Below are 20,626 nucleotides of genomic sequence, written 5' to 3' on the forward strand. Positions count from 1 at the left end.
AACCACCAGTTAAACTGGTGGTTTTGATTTTAAAGCTGCTTCAAATGGATAAGAAACAGCATCAGCAATCGGTTACAAACTATTATGGGAAAAGTTTTAATGGACATACACTGCGCTCATCGACGTATTTTATCCATGATGAACAGGGCGAAAGCATCGGTGCCCTCTGTTTAAATTATGACGTTCAGCACTATGTAGAAGTCCGCAAGCAGTTGGATCAGCTTATTTTGATGGATCCGGCTAAACGGATTGATGGCATGCAAGGCGCTATCGTATCCGATGATACCCACCTTCATAAGGTAGAGATATCGGAGAGTATGTATCCTACCGTAGACGATGTCATACAAAACCTGATTCAACGGGCGCTGGAACCTTTTGAAGCTGAAGCAGGCCGTCTTTCTCCAGAGGAAAGAATTTCCATTGTTGAAGAGTTATATAAGAATGGTTTGTTTGTGCTCAAGGGAAGTGTGTATGCCTTGGCAAAAGCGCTTGAAGTATCTGAGCCCACTGTATATCGATATTTGAATCGTGTTAAAAAGAATAATCCTGATAGTCATTAGACAAAACGTCCTTTATAAAAGGACGTTTTTTTATTAGAGAAAAAACTATACTTATTTTAGATTAAACGATTAATGTCCATTCGTAAAAAGCGAGTTTAAATGAATTTATTTTATTGAAAAATAATTATTACTATGATAATATTTTATTACAAAGAGGGGGACTAGTAAATCATGACGTACAAATGGCTGATAAGGGGATCACTGATTTGTACATATGCTATCGGAAAAGGAGAATGGAAAATATGGAAAAAGTACTTACCCCGTCTTCAGGTGAAGAGCGGGAACTCGTAAAGAAGAAGAAAACTCACTGGGAAAAAGCCGGCATGAGCCGGGAACAATGGCTGACAGCCGTCAAGTTTGACAGCACGGACTGGGGCTGGGTCATTATGAGTATCGGCATGGCTATCGGCGCTGGTATCGTATTTTTACCGGTACAGGTAGGCTTAGCTGGGATTTGGATCTACTTATTGTCATCTATCATCGGCTATCCGGCTATGTACTTGTTCCAGCGGCTTTTTATCAACACCCTGGCTAAATCGGAACGATGCGAAGACTACCCCAGTGTCATTGGCAACTACTTAGGCAAAAACTGGGGGCTCTTTTTAGGTCTGCTGTACTTCTTGATGCTTATCATCTGGGTCTTCGTTTATTCTACGGCTATCAATAATGACAGCGCATCTTTCTTAGTCACCTTTGGCGTAACTAGTGAATCATTAGCTAAAAATCCGCTCTATGGATTGGGCATTATCTGCGCTTTGGTTGCTTTGGCGTCCCGCGGTGAGAAAGTCTTGTTTAAAATTTCGACACTCATGGTTCTGACGAAGCTTTGTGTCGTCGCCGTCTTAGGCATTATCATGATTCAGCACTGGAATCTAGCTAACATTGGGGCCTTCCCCGATTTTGGCTATCTCATTAAGCAAACGATCATCATGCTTCCGTTTACCCTGACCTCGATTTTATTTTTACAGAGCTTGAGTCCGATGGTTATTTCTTATCGCTCCCATAATAAGTCGATTGAAGTGGCTAGGTATAAGTCGATTCGGGCGATGAATATTGCTTTTGGCGTCTTGTTCGTTACCGTATTCTTCTATGCCATTTCCTTTAATTTGGCCATGGGACACGATCAGGCCGTCATCGCCTATGCCAATAATATCTCGGCCTTAGCCTTGGCAGCCCAGGGGATTCCCGGTAATTCTATTAAAATCATGAGCCTGATTTTAAATATTTTTGCCGTCGTTACGGCTTTCTTCGGCGTATTCTTAGGATTCCGCGAAGCCTGCCGCGGCATTGCCATGAACTGTTTAAAACGATTGATGCCGGAAGATAATATCAACGTCCGGGCTGTATCGATCGGAATTTTAATTTTTGCTGTTCTCGTTTCGTGGGGCGCCATTATTTTAAATGCTCCTGTGTTAAGCTTTACCTCCATTTGCAGTCCCGTATTTGGCCTCATCGGCTGCCTGATTCCGGCCTATCTGGTTTATAAAGTACCGATGCTGCATGAATTAAAAGGTATCTCCCTTTATTTAATCATCGCAACAGGTATTTTATTGATTATATCGCCCTTCTTGGCTTTTTCGTAAACGCGGGAATTTGGAATGTAAACTAAACCTATACTATAACAATCGGAGTGAGGACTATGGAATCAACTTATTTATGGAATCAGATGATCGATGTAATTCGTCAGGAAGTCAAACCGGCTACGGGATGTACCGAACCTATTTCTCTGGCTTTTGCGGCCGCGATGGCAGCAAAGGAACTGGGAGAGCCTGTTCAATCGATAAAAGCCTTGGTTTCAGCTAATTTGATGAAAAACGGCATGGGAGTTATGGTTCCCGGTACCGGAATGCCTGGTTTAATGATTGCCGCAGCAGTCGGTGCTTTAGGCGGCGATGCAGAGGCAGGACTGCAGGTTTTAAAATCTCTGTCACCGAAAGCTTTGGCTGAAAGCAAAGCCATGATCGAAGCAGGCCGCGTATCCGTTGATATCAAAAAGGATACAGAACACGTTCTATATGCAGAAGCTGAAGTACACGGAACGAACCATTGGGTGAAAGTCGTTATCGTCGATAATCACACTCATGTCGTCCTTATTGAGAAAGACGGCGATACTTTATTTGAAAAAGAAAGCACTTCGACTTTAGGCGAGACGGATAAGACGGCTTTCCTTCAGACATTGAGCCTGAAAGATATCTTAGATTTTGCCGAAGGCGTACCCCTTGAAGATATCCGATTTATCCGGGAAGCAGAGCTGTTGAACGATGTCTTGTCAAAAGAAGGCCTTCGTGGAGATTATGGGCTGAAAATTGGCTGTACGATGAAAGCCGGAATTGAACAGGGCGTGTTATCGACGGATTTATCGCGGGATATTCAACTTCGTACGGCCGCTGCATCGGATGCCCGCATGGGTGGTGCTCCCTATCCGGCCATGACTAATTCTGGGTCCGGTAATCAGGGGATTACGGCTTCCGAGCCGGTGACGGTTGTCGCCGATCATTTACAGGTGTCGGAAGAGCGACGGATAAGAGCTCTGGCTTTATCGAATATGGTGGCTATTTATGCTCACGGTTACCTTCCGAAATTATCGGCTTTTTGTGCCGTCGTAACGGCTGCCATGGGTGCTGCTGCCGGTATGGCCTGGTTGTTGGATACTAAAACTCCCTATCAGACGATTTGCAGGGCCATTGCCTCGATGAATGGCGGGATTGTCGGCATGGTCTGTGATGGAGCGGCTGACAGTTGTTCTATGAAAGTAGCGTCGGCTGTCGAAATTGCTTATCGATCAGTCATGATGGCCTTAGCTGGTATTCGTGTTGAAGGCACCGACGGCTTAGTTTCTGACTCTGCCGATGAGTGCATTCAAAATATCGGTAAACTCGCTTCGAATGGCATGCAGCAGACCGATTGTGAAGTACTCCATATCATGATGAATAAGAACAAAGCACAGTCACCGGCTTAATCAAAGGCCGCAGACATAAGAAGGATTTAAAGAAAGGGGATTTTTAATATGAAAATCATTGTAAGTCAAGATGCACCGAAGGCCATTGGCCCGTATTCTCAAGCTGTCGTTTCTAATGGAATGGTCTACATTTCGGGTTCAGCCGGTGTCGATCCTGAAACAGGTAAGCTTTTAGAAGGCATTGAACAGCAGACCGAACAGGCCATTAAAAATATTGAGGCTATTTTAAAAGCTGCCGGTACGGATTTTTCGAAGGTAGTCAAGACGACCTGTTTCTTACAGGATATGGCTGATTTTTCCGTATTCAACGGGATTTATGAAAAAGCCTTTATCAGTAAACCAGCCCGCAGCTGCGTAGCTGTAAAGGAGCTCCCGGCCCATTTCCTCTGTGAAATCGAAGTAATTGCCGAAGTATAAAGAATAGTCTGAAAAGAGCTTACTGCTTTTGACTGATTGTCTAGGCAGTAAGCTCTTTTTTATTTGTGAATGTATGGACACTCTCTGTGATGTTGTTGGCCTTAGGAATTTTTGGGTCACGGCGGGACACTTTTATAATCTGTTTTCTGCTGAGGCGATGCTTTCTTTGAAGCCTTTTGCTACCGATTCGCTGACAGTTTATAGAAACTTAGTGAAAAAAAAGCACTGACGTAGGTACGACAGTGCTTTTTTTTGATTATCCTTTCAGGTCTGCTGAACATACTCTTCCGATTCGTGTCAGGAGGTTCAACGCATCTTCCCGCTCCTTGGGGGTAAAATCTTTGAAGACCATGTCATTCAGCTCTTCGATTTTCTGCTGTACCGGTTCTCGGATGGCCATGCCGGCTTCTGTCGGTTTGACGCGGATACTGCGGCGATTTTTCGGATCCAGGATGCGGTCGATAAGGCCCCGTTTCTGCATCCGGTCGAGAACGCCGGAAATAGTTGAGTTTTCGACGCGGAGGATGGTGGCAATTTCCTTTGGCGTCAGGGTTTCATTCTTCCAAAGACAGGCCAGAACGCCGTATTGGCCAGGAGTAATGCCGAATTCTGCCAGGTGTTCGGAAAAGATTAGGAACACTTCATGCTGTGAAATAGTTAGTAAAAAGTTAATACATCTCGTGTAATCCACAGGATATCTTCCTTCTTTCTGGAAATATTTCGTATTACTAATTACTATATATTTTATCATATTTCAGTATATATAGCTATCAATTTTTTCTTGAAATGAAAGAAAAACTGCCAGGATATAGAAATTCTGCCTATCCTGCCGTATAATTGAGGTTAACAAGAAAATCAAGCGTATGAGGAAGGGACACTGAGGAAACCTATGAAACAAAAGAAAATATTCGGCTTTGACTACACGGATAATGAATACATGAAGCTCTTTATGTACCTCTTGGTAGGCGGCTCGGCGGCTTTACTGGAATGGGCCATGTTTTATATTTTTTTCCGCTTACTGTCATCGGCGGCCGTCTTTTCTGTACAGACGCAGATCGTCTTAACGGCAACGACCATGGCCTTTGCCTTATCGACGCTGTATCATTATATTCTTTGTAACCGCTTCGTCTTTGACAGCGGTAGCCGCTATCAGCGAGGAACCGAAGTATCCCTGGTCTTTATCGTCAGCGCTATGGGCCTTGGCTGGAACCTGTTGCTCATGTGGCTGTTTACATCACCGTCATTTTTGGGCTTAAATCCCATGATTTCAAAAATCATGGCCAGCGCCATCGTTACCGTTTGGAATTACGTATCGCGCAAAAAATGGATTTTTAAATAAAAGGGGGTGTCTTTATGGCACAGGCAGCAAGAATTATGGAAATTTTGCAGGAAATGATTCATATCGACAGCGAGACGAATACGCCGAAAGAACGGCAGATTGAATTGTATTTACAGCAGTTCTTTTCTGGAATGGACGTGATCAGCGGCCTCATCCATGTACCCAATGACCGGTGTGAACGATCCGTTGTTTACGGCCTCATCCGGGGGAAGACCAATCGCACGGTCATTTTTATGAATCATCACGACGTCGTCGATATCGAAGCTTACGGAAATTTGCGGGATCAGGCTTTTGATCCGGAAGAACTGCAAAAAGCACTGGCCCATAAAGACATGAGTGAAGACGTTCGCCGTGACCTTGAAAGCGGAGAATGGCTCTTTGGCCGCGGGTCCTGTGATATGAAAGGCGGGGCGGCAGCACAGTTGGCCGTCTTTGAAGACTATGCTGAAAAGCCGGGAAACGCCAGTTTACTCTATCTCTCCCTGCCTGATGAAGAAACGTATTCGGCCGGGATGCGGACGGCGATCACACTGCTCAATGAACTGCGCAATTCCTATCACTTGACCTACGACATCCTCATCGATAGTGAGCCTAACCGAAAAGTAAAGGGCGAGCTCGTTTCGTTTACCGGAACAGTCGGCAAGATACAGCCTGTTGTCTTCGTTCAAGGTAAACCCGTTCACATCGGCCTCTATGATACGGGCATCAATCCGCTGGGCGTCTTGTCCCAGCTCATTGCCAATACGGAGGGCAATAAAGAACTGACCGACGTTTGCGACGGCGAGCAGACACCGCCTCCGGCCTGGGTCTACCTTCGCGATCGAAAGGAACGGTACGACGTTACCCTGCCCCAGCGGGTGGCAGCGGCACTCAATCTCCTTACTTACCATAAGACGCCGGAAGATGTCATGTACGTCCTATTGGAAGAAACGCGGCGTGCCGTCCATGATTTGGCTCAGAATATGAAACGCGACCTGAATATGGATGTCCTCAGTGCTGAAGAACTACTGCAGCAGGCCATGGCTTATCCGGGCTTCGATGTTTTCTACCAGTCGGCTAAACAAGCCTCTTTTGTAGCCCTTCAAGACGGTAAGAGCACCTATGTTGAAGAAACGATTCGCCTCTTAGAGCAGATTCTCGATTTTACCGGTATTACGACACCCATGGCCGTCGTCGCCTTTGCCCCGCCGTACTATCCGGCTGCGGACAGTCTGGCGGCTCCCAATCCTGAATTCACGGGCCTCTTGGAAAAATTGTCGGCTATGGAACAGATCCAGTTTAATCGTTATTTTAACGGTGTTTCCGATTGCAGTTACTGCTGTGTCGACCCGAACTTCAATGAAAAGATGATTGAAAAGAACCTGCTCTTATGGGGCAAGGCCTATCCCTTTGATTTGGGCAGTTTAAAGAAGCTGCAAATTCCCTTTATGCTCTTAGGACCCTGGGGAAAAGACCTTCATGAACGGACAGAACGGGTCAATATCGAGAGTGTATCGGAAAAACTGCCGGCCGTTTTGGATGCTATTTTGTCATATATAGGAAATATAGATTCCTAAGAAGTATCAATATTCTTAATTAATGATGAAAATGCATTGCAAAATGTGACGTGATTGTAAAACAAATATGGTATACTATGCAATAATAATGTCGTAAGCGGCACTATTAAATTCAAACAAGAAAGCAGGGATTGATGATGAACAAAAAATCTTTAGTCTTGGCTGCTGTGATGGCAGCATGCTCTGCATCCTTAGCTTTTGCTGCGCCGCAGACGCAGTGGGAACAAGGACAGTGGCAGGTTGATTTGGGCGCCTGGAATACGAAGGCATCCGCTGATGGCGATAAAGTCGATGGTTTAGGTGGTACTATCAGCACCGATACCAACTGGAACTTCCAGGGCGGCGTAACCTACGGCCTTACGGATAAATGGGGCTTGCAGTACAACTACTACGGCCTGAAAACCGACGGCAACCGCGAAACGGCTGGCACTGATGGTGCTCAGCATGAAATCAACGCCGTTTACTCCATCAATAAGAACTTTGCAGCCTATGCCGGCTGGAGCCGCATCGAAAATAAATTTAGCGGCGACGGTTATTCTGCCTCCGATACCAACAATATCGCTCAGATCGGTTTGATTGCAAAAGCACCGCTTGCTGATAAACTCGACGTTTACGCTAAAGGTGCTTTGGGCACGCAGAACACGACTATGTGGGAAGCCGGTCTCGGTTACCACGTCACGCCGGACCTTGATATCAACGCCGGTTACCGCTATTTAAATACGAAACTCGGTGATAAGAACTCGTCTCCGTTCTATTTAAATGACGATGCTAACATCTCTTATAAAGGCTTCATCGCTGGCGTTTCCTATCGCTTTGGCGGTGGTCCTAAGGAAGAAGCTCCGGAACCGGCAGCTCCGGTTTACACCCCAGCTCCGGCACAAGAACCGGTTTACACTCCGGCTCCGACCAAAGCTCCGGCTAACGACTACTACCTCGAAAGCGTTCACTTCGGATTTGACGAAGACCAGCCGTTGGCCTCTGAAAAAGCAAAGATGGATCACTTCGTCCAGGTTGCTAAAGCAAACCCGAACGATACCTTTAAACTCGTCGGTAATACCGATGCTAAAGGCAGCAACGCTTACAACGATGACCTCTCGAAACGCCGCGTAGACAACGTCGCAGCTTACGCAGAAAGCCAGGGCGTTCCGGCATCGCAGATGGTCCTCGATTACAAGGGCAAGACCGATCCGGCCAGCACCAACGATACTGAAGAAGGTCGTGCTGATAATCGCCGCGTCGATATTTGGCATCACTACTAAGATTCAGCTTCATCGTTTTGAAGCCGTACATAAAACTCGCATGGCAGCTGCCATGCGAGTTTTTATATACAGAGAAAGGACTGACGGAGGCGTCATTGAAAGAAATTCTTGATTTTTTTAGAAATTTTCTTGCCAAAATCGATTTTTCACGATATAATAATGTAGCTAACTTAATAAGAGTACTGGTGCGTGGTAATCCGTTGGGGCTTGTGCAATGGGAACCTATGAACCTTGTCAGGTCCGAGAGGAAGCAGCAATAAGTAGATCTTTCCATGTGCCACGAGGAAACCTGGCGGGTTACCATACACGAGTACTTTTCAGTTGGTAAAAGCAGCGGTTAGCTGCTTTTTTTCATATACGGAAGGAAAGGTATCGATGGCATACATTGCACTATACCGTAAATGGCGGCCTAAGGGATTTGAAGATGTCGTCGGCCAGTCCCATATTACGGAGACATTGCAAAAAGCGATAGAGACGGACAAGGTAGCGCATGCCTATCTCTTTTCGGGCCCTCGCGGGACCGGGAAAACGAGTACGGCCAAGATTTTTGCCCGGGCCATGAACTGCGTTCACGGACCGACGGCCCATCCCTGCAATGCCTGTGAAGCCTGTCTCCATATCATGAGCGGCGAATCCTTAGATGTCGTCGAAATCGATGCCGCCTCCAACCGCAGTATTGAAGATATCCGCACCTTGCGGGAAACGATAAAATTTATGCCTGTCGAAGGGCATAAGAAAATTTATATTATTGACGAAGTCCATATGCTGACGACAGAAGCTTTTAATGCCTTGCTGAAGACATTGGAAGAACCGCCGGCTCACGTCATCTTTATCCTGGCTACGACCGAACCGGAACGGATCCCGCTGACGATTTTGTCGCGCTGTCAACGCTATGAATTTCGCCGTATTACCAGTAACGATATTGCCAAACGCCTGCTCTACGTGGCGGAACAGGAACAGATTGAATTGACCAAGGGTGCCGCCCATATTTTGGCCGTCCAAGCCGACGGCGGTATGCGCGATGCCCTGAGTATGTTCGACCAATGCGTCAGCAACACGTCCGGTGCCGTCGATGAAAAACTCGTCCGTGATTTACTGGGACTCATCGGGAAAGACTGGCTCTTTTCCTTGGCACAGGCCATTTTTGACGGGCGAAGTGATGTCATCATCAAGGGCGTCGATGATATCATTCAACTGGGTAAAGAACCGCGAGTGATCCTGACTGAGGTCTTAGCCCATTTGCGGGCCCTCATGCTCTGTCAGGCCGCGCCTGAATCGGATACACTGTCTGCGTACAGCGACAGCATGGATGAACTCCGTAAACAAGCTCAGTCGGCAGCGCCGGAAGCTATTTTTCAAGTCGTCGACGTTTTGCAGCAGGCTTTGTTGATGGCGAAAACCTCGCCGGTTCCGCGCATTGCCGTTGAAATGGGACTGCTCATGGCGGCTCGTAAATTGACCCAGCCTGTAAACGCCGTACCTGACGCACGAGCACCGATTCCGAAGGCAGCGCCTAAAAAACAGTACCACGAGGCGATTCCTGTGCCGGAAGAAGATGATTATCAGTCTTTTGGTGCGCCTGAAGAAGTCGTTCCCTTCCCCGATGAAGAGTTTACATCGACTCCGCAAAGGGCAGTGCCGTCTGCTAACAGGCAGACTGGAAGCGAAGCTCCCCCTGCTGTTACTGCCATGACGACCGGTCAAAAGCCGGTTCCTTCGGTAGATCATCAGCAGGCCCCGCCGGTTCAGCAGACTGTGCCGGAATCAAAGGCGGCAGCTCAGCAGCCTGCGGCATCAGAGGCATCTCCTGTCGTATCGGCCGATTATCAGAATGTTTGGGCTAAGATGTGCGCCATTCTCGACAAGGAAAAAAAGAAAGCTGTCCTATCCTGTATCCGCAATGGACGCGTCGTTTACATCGGCGAAGGACAGGTCATCGTCGCCTTTAAGACGGCCTTTATGGTTAAACGGGCCAATCGTGAAGATTACTTTAAACTGACTGACGCGGCCTTGTCTTCGGTTCTCGGCGGAGCCTATCACATGCAGGGCTTCCTCGAAGGCGACGACGAACTGAAGGCTTACGAAAAAAAAAAGCATAAAGCCGTAACGCCAGCCCCGGCGACCTCGATAACTCCGGCTGCTCCGGAAGTCGTTCAGCCTCCGGATCCTGAACCGGAACTTGTATCGAACCCTGAACCGGTGCCTGAACCAGAACCGGTACCGCCGCCGGAAATACCTGAAACCGATATTCCAGCTCCTGCCGACCTTCCCGAATCTGATGAAGATGCGTGGCAGCCGGCCTCGGTCGACGACATGAGTGCCGATGAAAGGGCCGCTCTCGGCCCATTGATTAAAACGGTGGGAGATTGTAATATATATATAGAAAATAAAAAATAAGCTTGAAAGAAACAGGAGGATATCAAATGTTTGGTGGAAATATGCAAGGCATGATGAAAAAAGTACAGAAGATGCAGAAGGAAATGAAGAAACTGCAGGAAGATTTGAAAAAACGCACTGTAGAAGCGACGGTTGGCGGCGGCGTCCTGACCATCGTCATGAACGGTGAAAAAAATGTCGAAAGCGTTCACATCGATCCGAGCATCATCGACCCGGAAGATGCCGAAATGCTGGAAGACCTCATGGTAGCCGCTGTCAATGAAGCCAGCAAGAAGGTTGATGACATGATGGCTCAGGAAATGAGCAAGATTACAGGCGGGATGAACCTGCCGGGAATGTTCTAATGGATACGCCGTTAGACAAGCTTACCGAGCAGTTTCGCTGCCTGCCGGGGATTGGCGTTAAAACGGCTCGGAAGCTGGCCTATTACATCGTTCAACAGCCGGCGGGCCGCGTCGATGAATTTATTAACGCCATTCGCGATGCCAAGGAAAATATGCATTTTTGCTCGGTCTGCTTCAACTTGTCGTCCCAGGATCCCTGCCCGATTTGCAGTGATACCAGCCGCGACCATTCGACGATCTGTGTCGTCGAAACCCCGCAGGACGTTCAAGCTATCGAGCGCAGCGGTGATTACCACGGCTTATACCACGTCCTTCACGGAGCCCTTTCTCCCTTGGACGGGGTCAATGTCGAGGACCTGCGCATTCGTGAATTGCTGCAGCGTCTGGGCAATACCGATGTAAAGGAAGTCATCCTGGCCACCGACCCTGACGTTGAAGGTGAAGCAACGGCCTTATATTTGTCGCGCCTCATCAAGACGGCCGGCATTCGCGTAACCCGCATTGCCCGTGGACTTCCGATGGGCGGCGATATCGAATATGCCGACGAAGCGACACTGGCCGGTGCCGTTGCCAATCGGCAGGAAATGTGAGGAAGGTATGGAGTTTATTTCGATAGCCATCGGCGTCGGTATCTTATATTTGGTGCATAAGGTGATTTTGACACCCATGCGCCATCTCTTGGTCAATGTCATCATTGGCCTTATCGTATTATATGGCGTCAATCATTTTGGCTATCTTTTTGGTTTTCAGCACGTTCCGATTACCCTGGCAACAGGCTTGATCATCGGCCTGTTTGGCCTGCCCGGCGTCGTGCTGGTTACGTTGTATTACACGTTTTTTTAACGTATGCGAAGAAGGGATATCGTGAAATTAAAGAAATGGGCTGTCCTGGCCTGTACTGCGGCCTTAGCGGTTTCAATCCTGACGGGCTGCGGCAACAGCGTGTCTACGGAGACGGAGACGGTTTCTAAATCGAACCATCCCGTAGCACTGACCCTGGACGCTAATATTACAGCTTTGAATGTGACCAACATCGTTCCAAAAATCTCGGGTAAACTCGTATCGACGCCCCTGGCTGTCGGTCAGCAGGTAAAAGCCGGTGACGTCGTCGCCCAAGTCGACGCGACACCGTATCAGCAGAGTGTAAGCCAGGCTGAAGCCGAATTGGTAACGGCGTCTGCCGCAGCGGCTCCGACGTATCGGACGGTTACCGTTCCGGACAGCGGCAGCAGTGATAATGGCGGCCGCCGGGCAGAACTCAAAGCCTGGTATAATATGGGGGCCTTATCCAAGGTTGAATACAATCAGATGATGGCCGATTCAGGCGGCGGATCTCAGACCGTTCAGGTTCCGGAAGCCGCACCGGTCAATCAGGAACGGATTGCCCAGCTCCAGCAGGCCATTCAGACGGCTCGCGACATGCTGGGGAATGCGACGATTTATTCGCCTATCGAAGGGAGAGTAACGGCTGTATCCGACAATCCGTCTATCGCTGTTGCCGGAAGTATCTTGGCGACGATCCAACAGATGTCCCCGTTGGTCGCCACCTTTGCCGTACCGGAAATGTATGTCAAGGCTTTGTCCGATGCTAAGAATACGGGCAGTCTGCAAATTTCCATCATTGCGCCTTCGGGCGAAACGGAAACGGGGGAACTGACCTACTTAGCGACGGAAAAAGATCCGTCAACCGGTTCCTATATGGCAAAAGTCACCTTTAATAACGCCAAGAACCTCTTTGTTCCCGGTGAGTTTTACCACGTCCGCATTGCAACGCCGCAGGAAGTTTCACAGATTACCGTTCCTAAGACGGCTGTACGCACCAAGGACAGCGGTGATTTCGTTTATATCGTTAACAGCAGCGGTTTGGCCGACGCCCGTTCCGTCTTGACCGGCGATGAATCGGATGGCCGCGTCGTCATTTTGGACGGTCTTCAAGAAGGCGATATTGTCGTTTCCGATCCACCTGATTCGCTGGAAATCGGGATGAGTGTAAAGTCATAATTTCAAGGGAGGGTGAGGCCAGTGGGCAAAGATGAACATCAGAGCAGTTTATTGAAATCTCTGGAAAAAAGCCTCGATGTCCTCGATTTGTTCGTCGAGTGCAATACGGGGATGACCTTAAAGGAAATCGCCGAGCATACGGGCCTGAACACGTCGACGGCATTCCGCATTGTAAACACGCTGGAACGCCGTCAATACCTGACCCGCAGTGATGCCTCCAAGAAATACCGCCTGGGACCTAAGGCGCTGGCTCTTGGATACTCATCGCACTGGACGGAGAATGTGGTCACCTTGGCTAAACCTTATTTACGACGTTTACAACAGTTGTTTAATGAAACGGTCAGTATTTACATTGCAGAAGGTGAATTTCGCATCTGTCTTGACCACGTAGAAAGTACCCACTCGCTGCGACGGGTCATTCCCATAGGGGAGTCCCTGCCCCTTTACAAGGGCGCTGCCGGCAAGGTGCTTTTAGCTTGGGCTCATGATGACGAACGCCAAGGCTACATTGATAAATACGGCAACATGTCCGAAGAAGAGTTTGCTTCCATCCGTCATAATGGCTATGCCATTACGCAGGATGAAAGCGAACATGGCTTGTTTGCCCTGGCCGTTCCTATTTTTAACTTCGAAGGACAGGTCATTGCTTCCTTGACGATTGCCGGTCCGTCCATGCGTTTTTATGACTCTATTCGTCAAAAGATGCTGTTTAAAGCCAGTCAATTTGCTTATGAAATTTCACATTCCCTAGGGTATCGGAAAAAATCATGATAGGCTCTGCTTGGACGCCTAAAGAATTTTTATCCGATGCCGTGGCCGTTGCGCCGAAGCTTTTGGGACAATACCTCGTTCATCAGACGCCAGACGGCCTCTGTGCCGGACGGATTGTGGAAACCGAGGCTTACGGCTGTACTTATGGCGGCGTAGCTGACGACGGTTCTCATAGCTTTCGAGGCTTGACGAGCCGTACAGCCCCCATGTTTCATAGTGGAGGAATTAGCTACGTTTACTTGATTTATGGAATGTATTCTTGTTTCAATGTCGTTACCGGTCCGTCCGGACAGGGACAGGCTGTCCTCGTTCGTGCTGTCGAACCGGTTATTGGAATGGATTTGATGGCCGGGCGCCGTAAGGCGAAGAAACTCGGCAAGAACCTGACAAACGGGCCGGGGAAGCTCTGTCAGGCCTTTGGAATTACCAGAGAACAGAATGAGCTTGATTTAACGGGGGCCTGCCTCTACATCGCTCATAGTGACACTGTGTCTGCCGTGGATATCGTGCAGACGACGCGCATTAATATCGATTACGCGACGTATGGAAAACATTTTCCCTGGCGTTTTTATATTAATGACAATCCTTATGTATCTAAGGTGCTGTAACTTTTAGGGGGAGATTACTATTATTCAATTCAGAGAATTTAGATTAGAAGATAAACCGCTCATCGATGCCTATTTTAATGAAAAGCGGTATGAACAGGCTGATGCGACCTTTATGACCTTGTTTGCCTGGCAAAAGCCTTATGAAATCCAGTGGGCCGAAGAAGACAACGTTCTCTATGTACGTTCCGGACGCGGCAATAAACAGTTCTGGATCCCGCCTTTTGCCCGTAAAGACGGCAGCTTTGTAAAAGGCGTCCTGCGCATGCATGAGTGGTTCGAAGAACACAACCATCCCTTTCTCATGAAGGGCGTTACGCCGGCAGCTGTCGAACGAATCAAGGCTCTTTGTGAAGACTGTTATGACTTCACGCCTGACCGGGATAACTACGAATACGTATACTTGACCCAGAGCCTGATCAACTTATCCGGTAAAAAATTCCGTCAGAAGAAAAATAATCTCAATCACTTCCGCAATCAATATATCGGTAACTGGGAATATGTGCCCATTACGGAAGATATCTTTGATGAATGTCTGGAAGCCGAAAAGACTTGGTATAATCAGCACGAAGACGGCGATGACGACAATGAACTCTTAGGTGAACGCCATGCCATCGAAACGGTATTCAATAACTGGTCCGTCCTGCAGCCGACAGGCGGTGCCATCCGCATGTACAATAAAATCGTCGCCTTTTCTATCGGTGAAATGCTCAATGACGATACGGCCATCATCCACTTTGAAAAGAGTGATCCGACGATCCGCGGCTTGTACCAGGCCATTAACCATGAATTCGTCGTTCACGCCTGGGGCCATACGACCTATATCAACCGTGAAGAAGACATGGGGATTCCCGGCCTGCGCCATTCCAAGGAATCGTATAATCCGGACCATTTCGTAGAAAAGTACGATGTCACACTGCGTCAGAAATAAGGGGGCCTTTTTATGGATTTCCGCTTAGCTTCTAAAGAAGACCGGGGCCTCGTCGAAAGCCTTTGGGATTATTGCTTTGAACATCGGGAAGATCCCTTCTTCCAGTGGTACTTCAATCATTTTTATCAGCCGGAAAATGTCCTCATCGGCTTCCAAGACGATGAGATGGCCTGTTTGACGCACCTCAATCCCTATACCCTGTCATTGCGGGGCAAAGCCATCGACACGTCTTATATCGTAGGACTGGCGACGCACCCGGCAGCACGGCGCGGCGGCATCGGCGGCAAACTGCTCACGGCGGCCTTAGTTGAAATGAAACGACGCGGCCATTACGTCAATATCCTCATGCCCAGCAAGGCTGGTTTCTATCAGCCTTATGGCTATGAACTTTATTGCCATCAGTGGAAAGAAACGTTACCACTTGAAGCCTTGCGACCCTTGACGGATCGCACCGTCCGCTATGCTTTCGTTAACAGCAGCGACCAGTGGCCCTACTTGGCAGCCATTTACGAGGGCTACACGAAAGGCCTGTCAGGATACGCTCTGCGTGATGAAAAAAGCTGGCGGAGTCACATCGATGCCCAACTGGGCGAAGGTAATATCGCCGTCTGCTTCGATGGCGATAGGCCTATCGGCTACGCCTTTTATCAACTGGGGCAGCCGACCATCGTCAGCGGTGAATTCGTCTATACCTGCCGCAAAGGCAAGGCCGGCCTTCTCGGCTATATGTACAACCATCGTTCTCAAGGGGAAGCCTTTCAGTGGAACGAAGGCATTCACGACCAGTCTTATCGCTTCTATCCCGATGGTAAATCGGGGCACGAAACGATGCCTTTCATGACCGGCCGTATCGTCGACGTCAAAGGTGCTTTAGAGCAGCAGCCTTACCGTGCTGATGGGACTATCACCTTCCATACGGAAGATCCCCTGGCCGATTGGAACTGTGGTACTTTTACCTTGACCGTAACCAATGGCCGGGGAATTGTCACACGAGAAATGTCAAAAACTGCCGATGTTACCATGCCTATCGGTACCCTGGCCCTGTTGGTCTTTGGTGCCATGGACGTAAACGATTTGGTGTTCAACGAAAAACTTCAAGGTTCAGATCAGGGATTCGATGTCTTGCAGAAACTCTTCCCAACTGAAAAAAACTGGATCAACGAATGGTATTGAATTTGCTATATGGAATGCTGTCTCTCCGGGGGCAGCATTTTTTATAACGATCGAGGCTGGCGAAAGACTCAGATGAAAATCTTTTTATGGATGAGTTTGAAACGAATTTACTTTGGTTTATAATAGATGTATTCCAGCAGATATGCGGATCGTAGGCTTATGTATTATCCACCGTTTACGAAATTTGTAAACTTGTAAATAAGGGCTTGTCCCTGACAGGCTGTTTATTATCTTTTGAATTCAGGAAGAAATGCGGTATGGAAGCAAGGAGGCTATCGTGCGAAATTGGGTTCAGCGTCATAAGAAAAAGATCAAACGAGGCCTCATTGTCATCCTTGTCTTAGCCGCCGCCCTCTACGGCATCTGCTTTTATATGAGCTACAAGGCTGCCGATATTTTTAACAAGACCGTTGCTGAGCGACAGCTCTTCCCGGGAACGGTTACGGTAGAGCGATTGACGGCGACACCGGGCGGGACCGTGTCCTTTGAAAATTTACTGTGGGTCGATGAGGATGGACATAAGTTAGTACAGGTGCCGGAAGGCGAGTTTACCGTCAAAATTCGTGATATCCTCACCGGGCGCATCGGGACTCAGACCCTGGAAACGGTAACCTTGAATAACGCCTATCTCCACTTGATTTTTAACGACAAGATGGAACTCCAACACATTAAGTCCCATCCCGGCGATGGCGAGAAAAGTGGGAAGAAGGTCATTGAAATTACCGGGCCTAAGGGCAATCGTCCCTTTGACAGCCATATTGAGCTGCACCACAGCGTCATTGAGGCCGAATCACCGTACCGGCACTTTACCATGGAAGACGTCGACTTAGTCGCCGATATCCATACCAAGGGTAAGACGGATATCAATTTACAAGCCGGTCCTTTTTCAGGTACCGTGGCGGCAAAATCCCTGCGCATAAGAGGGAGTATCGACTTTGCACCGGAGACGCCGCAGTATGATCTCTTTCTCCTGCTTACGGAATGCAATCCAAAATCCCTTGGCGCCGGTCTTGATATTGACGATCCGGCTACGATTTCGGCTGACATAAAAGGCCCCTTGGATAAGCCTGTCATCGACGGCATTTTGACGATGGATAAACTTGATATTACGACCCTGGTCTTTACCGATGTCAAAGGTCAGGTCCACTATGAAAAAGGAATCCTCGATATCAGCGATGTCACGGCCGGTGTATTCGGCGGCTCCATGAAGGGACAGGGGCACGTCAATTTAGATAATAAATCCTACACGGCAGACATTGTTGGAACGGGGCTCCAAGGCAGTATTGCCGCCCATGACTTATTTTTGCGCAGTGATGTCGATCTCAACCTTCATATGGAAGAAAACCGTACGGCCGGTACGAAAGCCATTTATGGTGATTTTCAAGCCGGTCCCGGCCGCTATCATGGTCTGCCTTTCCGCGGTATTTCCGGATCCTTTGCTCAGGATGGGAAGAACCTTCACTTCCAGGATGTCGTCGTGTCCATGTTTTTCGGTGACGTTTCGACGAATGCCCTGTCCATCGTCGACGGCAAAGTGCATATGGGGACCATCCATGTCGATTATAAGGATGGCAGCCATAGTCACCATAAGGGACCCGGTTCCAACTAATTAATAATTATTTTCTTTAGAAAATAGATAAAACTATATTCCAGTCCATGCAAAATGTGTTATAATAAAGTTGCTTAAATAAAAAGCCCGTTTTATGCGAGTTTTGAGAAAGGAATCAAGGAGGTATTACTATGCTTGATGCAAAAGTAAAAGAATTAATTAATGCTCAGATTAATGAAGAATTTTTCTCTGAATATTTGTATTTGTCCTTTGCCAACTACTTCTATGACAATGGCCTCGATGGCTTTGCCAACTGGTACGATATCCAGGCTCAGGAAGAACATGATCACGCTCTGCTGATGCGGACCTATCTCCACAACAATGGCGAACGAGTTATTTTTGATGCCGTTAAACAGCCGCAGAACGACTTTGCAAGCGCTGAAGCCGTCCTCAAAGAAGGCTTGGCTCATGAACAGTATGTAACTTCCTTAATCAATAAAATTTACCATGCTGCCGACAGCGTCCATGACTACCGCACGATGCAGTGCTTCGACTGGTTCGTCAAAGAACAGGGCGAAGAAGAAAAGAACGCCGACGACCTGCTTAAGAAATACGAATTGTTCGGTAAAGATCCGAAGGGCCTCTATTCCCTCAACCAGGAATTATTGGCTCGTACCTATGTAGCTCCGACCTTAGTCTTATAAGATAAGGCATCGGTCGACTACTCTTTCTTTACAACTACATAGCGTATATCAGGTGCGTAAGCTTAATAGAGAAGTCCGGTGAAAGACCGGCGCGGTCCCGCCGCTGTAAGGAGGAGCCTGGCTGCTATGATGCCACTGTACGGATTCGTATGGGAAGGCGCAGCAAGGTTGTGATTCTGAGCCAGAAGAACTGCCTGGTTAAAAATCACCGATTGACCTGCGAGCGATGGGGATGGCGATTGATAGTCAGAACTTACGACGATATAGACTAGGAAGAGTCTCGCATAATGTCAGAAACATCTATGCGAGACTCTCTTTTTTTATGGGAATCATCGATGGTGAGCGCTTATGTATATATTTTATTTTCTTATTTAAAGGAGAGATTGATATGCTTCACAAAAAATTGAAAACCGCCTTGATTCTGTCCCTGGCTATTACGTCCATTGGTGCCTTTGGTGCGACCTCCTTTGCGGCCGGATACACCTTGAATCCGGAAGTAAAAGATGCTACGCCGGCTTTAAAACAGGCTGCTGAAATCGGTGTCCGCACTTACAATAACCCGGCCATGCAGAACGCTGCCAACAAAGACGCTATTTTAGTACTCAGCTTCGGTACGACGTATAAAGACAGCCGCGAAAAGACGATCGACAAGACCGTTTCCGATATCAAGGCTGCTCATCCGAATCAGAAAGTCGTCGTAGCCTTTACGTCGCATATCATTGTCGACCGCATTAAAGCCAAAGAAGGCCTCGATATCCCGACGCCGGAAAAAGCTTTGGAACAGTTGAAAGAAGACGGCTATACCCGTGTGGCCATCACCTCTCTCGACGTCATTCCGGGCATGGAATACGCCTATGACTCGGCTATTTTTGACCTCTACAAGAATGACTTCAAGAAAATGACCCTCGGTACGCCGATCATGTATTGGATGGGACAGGAAGATCAGCGCGACGACGTTGAAGAATTCGTTCAGGCATTCTCGACGCAGTTCCCGAAAATCGGTGAAAAAGAAGCCGTCCTGGTCATGGCTCACGGCACACCGCACCCGGCTAATGCGTACTACTCCGTCGTTCAGAACCGCCTCGATTCGGCAAAACTCGGCAACGTCTTCATCTATTCCGTCGAAGGCTGGCCCCATTTAGATACGGTCATCCCGATGTTAAAAGCTAAGGGGATTAAAACGGTTACCCTCATGCCGATGATGATGGTTGCTGGCGACCATGCCAACAACGATATGGCCGGCGCTGAAGAAGATTCCCATAAGAGCATCCTCGAAAAAAATGGTATTACGGTCAAAACCTATATCCACGGCCTCGGTGAAAACGACGCAATCCGCCACATGTTCGTCGAACGTGCCGATGAAGCTTGGAATGCTTTAGAAGCGGAATAAGTTGATTTTCGGATAGTTTTCACATATAAAGGCTCTGACAAAATACGGTCAGGGCCTTTATTTTCTTGCTTTTTATATACATGCTCTTTACGCATGCATCGGTTGACAAGGCCGACTTCATAAGGTAGAATAAAACAAACATAAAGCTTTGTTGATCAATACCTAACTATGCTTACCCTATTATTAATCATATATTTGAACCATTCACAGAGGAGGAGTTATCATGAAAGACGTAAAATTCTATCAGCTTGAAGGTAAAAATGTAGTTGCATTGCTTAGCGGTATCGTAGAAGGCGCAACGCCGATCGCCGTCGGTTCTGTCGACGCAGCCAAAGAAAAACATATCCCTGACGTAAAACGCGTTGGTGATACCATTGAAGTTACCGTTGGTTCCGTAGAACATCCGATGCTCGAAGAACATCACATCGAATGGATCGCTCTGGCAACGGACGACAAACTGGAAGTTAAATTCCTGAAACCGGGTGAAGCTCCGAAAGCCGTTTTCGCAGCTGTCGACTCTGGTGTCGTATATGAATCCTGTAATCTGCACGGCATTTGGAAAGCTGAATTCTAATCGCTTCGTATCTGCCGGGACCCGCCTCATGGAGGCGGGTCTTTTTTTGTATATATCTTTTCTACATATAGTCTTGACAATTCCTTTACACGGGAGT

21 protein-coding genes, 1 other RNA gene and 1 riboswitch are annotated in these 20,626 nt (G+C 47.9%); of the genes, 21 read left to right on the plus strand and 1 reads right to left on the minus strand.

Annotated features, from left to right (window positions below):
• The 4 genes from HMPREF3201_RS03000 to HMPREF3201_RS03015 form a co-directional block, all read left to right on the plus strand.
• Window positions 1-560 (plus strand): helix-turn-helix domain-containing protein (locus HMPREF3201_RS03000; protein WP_062411675.1); only part of this gene is annotated, 560 nt, incomplete at its 5' end.
• Window positions 561-883: 323 nt separating this feature from the next.
• Window positions 884-2,143, plus strand: coding sequence for an SLC5/6 family protein (locus HMPREF3201_RS03005; RefSeq protein ID WP_062411695.1), 1,260 nt, complete (start codon window positions 884-886; stop codon window positions 2,141-2,143).
• Window positions 2,144-2,199: 56 nt separating this feature from the next.
• Entirely contained in the window at window positions 2,200-3,519 is a 1,320-nt protein-coding gene (locus HMPREF3201_RS03010) for an L-cysteine desulfidase family protein (protein ID WP_062411676.1), read from the plus strand.
• Window positions 3,520-3,567: 48 nt separating this feature from the next.
• A complete protein-coding gene (locus tag HMPREF3201_RS03015; RefSeq protein WP_062411677.1) occupies window positions 3,568-3,936 on the plus strand; it encodes a Rid family detoxifying hydrolase in 369 nt (122 codons plus the stop codon).
• 256 nt (window positions 3,937-4,192) lie between these two features.
• On the opposite strand, the gene HMPREF3201_RS03020 is transcribed toward HMPREF3201_RS03015, so the two are convergent.
• On the minus strand, window positions 4,193-4,627 hold the full coding sequence (locus tag HMPREF3201_RS03020) for a MarR family winged helix-turn-helix transcriptional regulator (RefSeq protein WP_062411678.1): 435 nt from the start codon (window positions 4,625-4,627) through the stop codon (window positions 4,193-4,195).
• Between the two features lie 198 nt (window positions 4,628-4,825).
• Here HMPREF3201_RS03020 and HMPREF3201_RS03025 point away from each other — a divergent pair, with 198 nt between their 5' ends.
• From HMPREF3201_RS03025 to HMPREF3201_RS03105, 17 genes are all read left to right on the plus strand, one after another.
• Complete coding sequence (locus HMPREF3201_RS03025) at window positions 4,826-5,275, plus strand: GtrA family protein (RefSeq protein ID WP_062411679.1); 450 nt, start codon at window positions 4,826-4,828, stop codon at window positions 5,273-5,275.
• Window positions 5,276-5,289: 14 nt separating this feature from the next.
• Window positions 5,290-6,831 carry a M20/M25/M40 family metallo-hydrolase gene (locus HMPREF3201_RS03030; protein WP_062411680.1) on the plus strand — a complete coding sequence of 514 codons (1,542 nt, stop codon included), beginning with the start codon at window positions 5,290-5,292 and terminating at the stop codon, window positions 6,829-6,831.
• Window positions 6,832-6,965: 134 nt separating this feature from the next.
• On the plus strand, window positions 6,966-8,090 hold the full coding sequence (locus tag HMPREF3201_RS03035; RefSeq protein WP_062411681.1) for an outer membrane beta-barrel protein: 1,125 nt from the start codon (window positions 6,966-6,968) through the stop codon (window positions 8,088-8,090).
• 108 nt (window positions 8,091-8,198) lie between these two features.
• Window positions 8,199-8,424, plus strand: an RNA gene (ffs, locus tag HMPREF3201_RS03040) — signal recognition particle sRNA large type.
• Window positions 8,425-8,465: 41 nt separating this feature from the next.
• Window positions 8,466-10,487, plus strand: coding sequence for a DNA polymerase III subunit gamma/tau (gene dnaX, locus HMPREF3201_RS03045; RefSeq protein ID WP_062411682.1), 2,022 nt, complete (start codon window positions 8,466-8,468; stop codon window positions 10,485-10,487).
• 26 nt (window positions 10,488-10,513) lie between these two features.
• Complete coding sequence (locus tag HMPREF3201_RS03050) at window positions 10,514-10,831, plus strand: YbaB/EbfC family nucleoid-associated protein (protein WP_062411683.1); 318 nt, start codon at window positions 10,514-10,516, stop codon at window positions 10,829-10,831.
• Complete coding sequence (recR, locus tag HMPREF3201_RS03055; protein ID WP_062411684.1) at window positions 10,831-11,421, plus strand: recombination mediator RecR; 591 nt, start codon at window positions 10,831-10,833, stop codon at window positions 11,419-11,421. The genes HMPREF3201_RS03050 and recR overlap by 1 nt, the downstream gene beginning before the upstream one ends.
• Before the next feature lie 7 nt (window positions 11,422-11,428).
• Window positions 11,429-11,674 carry a pro-sigmaK processing inhibitor BofA family protein gene (locus HMPREF3201_RS03060; protein ID WP_062411685.1) on the plus strand — a complete coding sequence of 82 codons (246 nt, stop codon included), beginning with the start codon at window positions 11,429-11,431 and terminating at the stop codon, window positions 11,672-11,674.
• 21 nt (window positions 11,675-11,695) lie between these two features.
• Entirely contained in the window at window positions 11,696-12,832 is a 1,137-nt protein-coding gene (locus tag HMPREF3201_RS03065) for an efflux RND transporter periplasmic adaptor subunit (protein ID WP_062411686.1), read from the plus strand.
• A gap of 21 nt (window positions 12,833-12,853) precedes the next feature.
• The gene (locus tag HMPREF3201_RS03070) at window positions 12,854-13,603 is read left to right on the plus strand and encodes an IclR family transcriptional regulator (RefSeq protein ID WP_062411687.1); all 750 of its coding nucleotides are present in this window, start codon (window positions 12,854-12,856) and stop codon (window positions 13,601-13,603) included.
• Complete coding sequence (locus HMPREF3201_RS03075) at window positions 13,600-14,211, plus strand: DNA-3-methyladenine glycosylase (RefSeq protein WP_062411688.1); 612 nt, start codon at window positions 13,600-13,602, stop codon at window positions 14,209-14,211. Before HMPREF3201_RS03070 ends, HMPREF3201_RS03075 begins: the two co-directional genes overlap by 4 nt.
• 61 nt (window positions 14,212-14,272) lie before the next feature.
• Window positions 14,273-15,139, plus strand: a complete 867-nt coding sequence (locus HMPREF3201_RS03080; protein ID WP_368075181.1) for a DUF2156 domain-containing protein — start codon at window positions 14,273-14,275, stop codon at window positions 15,137-15,139.
• Window positions 15,140-15,151: 12 nt separating this feature from the next.
• Entirely contained in the window at window positions 15,152-16,312 is a 1,161-nt protein-coding gene (eis, locus tag HMPREF3201_RS03085) for a GNAT family N-acetyltransferase (RefSeq protein ID WP_062411690.1), read from the plus strand.
• Window positions 16,313-16,589: 277 nt separating this feature from the next.
• On the plus strand, window positions 16,590-17,921 hold the full coding sequence (locus tag HMPREF3201_RS03090) for an AsmA family protein (protein ID WP_227163105.1): 1,332 nt from the start codon (window positions 16,590-16,592) through the stop codon (window positions 17,919-17,921).
• Window positions 17,922-18,052: 131 nt separating this feature from the next.
• Window positions 18,053-18,565: a ferritin gene (locus tag HMPREF3201_RS03095; RefSeq protein WP_062411692.1), complete on the plus strand. Its 513-nt coding sequence runs from the start codon at window positions 18,053-18,055 to the stop codon at window positions 18,563-18,565.
• Between the two features lie 33 nt (window positions 18,566-18,598).
• Window positions 18,599-18,778: riboswitch (cobalamin riboswitch) on the plus strand.
• A gap of 175 nt (window positions 18,779-18,953) precedes the next feature.
• A complete protein-coding gene (locus HMPREF3201_RS03100; RefSeq protein WP_062411693.1) occupies window positions 18,954-19,955 on the plus strand; it encodes a sirohydrochlorin cobaltochelatase in 1,002 nt (333 codons plus the stop codon).
• 223 nt (window positions 19,956-20,178) lie between these two features.
• Window positions 20,179-20,529, plus strand: coding sequence for a desulfoferrodoxin family protein (locus HMPREF3201_RS03105; RefSeq protein WP_062411694.1), 351 nt, complete (start codon window positions 20,179-20,181; stop codon window positions 20,527-20,529).
• Window positions 20,530-20,626 lie beyond the last annotated feature (97 nt).

The sequence above is a fragment of the Megasphaera sp. MJR8396C genome (genome assembly GCF_001546855.1).
Lineage (GTDB): Bacteria > Bacillota > Negativicutes > Veillonellales > Megasphaeraceae > Megasphaera.

What these genes read in the sequence shown, in the direction of transcription:
- HMPREF3201_RS03005 (WP_062411695.1), top strand. Translation starts at nt 884, where the DNA reads ATGAGCCGGGAACAATGGCTGACAGCCGTCAAGTTTGACAGCACGGAC.
- HMPREF3201_RS03010 (WP_062411676.1), top strand. Translation starts at nt 2,200, where the DNA reads ATGGAATCAACTTATTTATGGAATCAGATGATCGATGTAATTCGTCAG.
- HMPREF3201_RS03015 (WP_062411677.1), top strand. Translation starts at nt 3,568, where the DNA reads ATGAAAATCATTGTAAGTCAAGATGCACCGAAGGCCATTGGCCCGTAT.
- HMPREF3201_RS03025 (WP_062411679.1), top strand. Translation starts at nt 4,826, where the DNA reads ATGAAACAAAAGAAAATATTCGGCTTTGACTACACGGATAATGAATAC.
- HMPREF3201_RS03030 (WP_062411680.1), top strand. Translation starts at nt 5,290, where the DNA reads ATGGCACAGGCAGCAAGAATTATGGAAATTTTGCAGGAAATGATTCAT.
- HMPREF3201_RS03035 (WP_062411681.1), top strand. Translation starts at nt 6,966, where the DNA reads ATGATGAACAAAAAATCTTTAGTCTTGGCTGCTGTGATGGCAGCATGC.
- dnaX (WP_062411682.1), top strand. Translation starts at nt 8,466, where the DNA reads ATGGCATACATTGCACTATACCGTAAATGGCGGCCTAAGGGATTTGAA.
- HMPREF3201_RS03050 (WP_062411683.1), top strand. Translation starts at nt 10,514, where the DNA reads ATGTTTGGTGGAAATATGCAAGGCATGATGAAAAAAGTACAGAAGATG.
- recR (WP_062411684.1), top strand. Translation starts at nt 10,831, where the DNA reads ATGGATACGCCGTTAGACAAGCTTACCGAGCAGTTTCGCTGCCTGCCG.
- HMPREF3201_RS03060 (WP_062411685.1), top strand. Translation starts at nt 11,429, where the DNA reads ATGGAGTTTATTTCGATAGCCATCGGCGTCGGTATCTTATATTTGGTG.
- HMPREF3201_RS03075 (WP_062411688.1), top strand. Translation starts at nt 13,600, where the DNA reads ATGATAGGCTCTGCTTGGACGCCTAAAGAATTTTTATCCGATGCCGTG.
- eis (WP_062411690.1), top strand. Translation starts at nt 15,152, where the DNA reads ATGGATTTCCGCTTAGCTTCTAAAGAAGACCGGGGCCTCGTCGAAAGC.
- HMPREF3201_RS03095 (WP_062411692.1), top strand. Translation starts at nt 18,053, where the DNA reads ATGCTTGATGCAAAAGTAAAAGAATTAATTAATGCTCAGATTAATGAA.
- HMPREF3201_RS03100 (WP_062411693.1), top strand. Translation starts at nt 18,954, where the DNA reads ATGCTTCACAAAAAATTGAAAACCGCCTTGATTCTGTCCCTGGCTATT.
- HMPREF3201_RS03105 (WP_062411694.1), top strand. Translation starts at nt 20,179, where the DNA reads ATGAAAGACGTAAAATTCTATCAGCTTGAAGGTAAAAATGTAGTTGCA.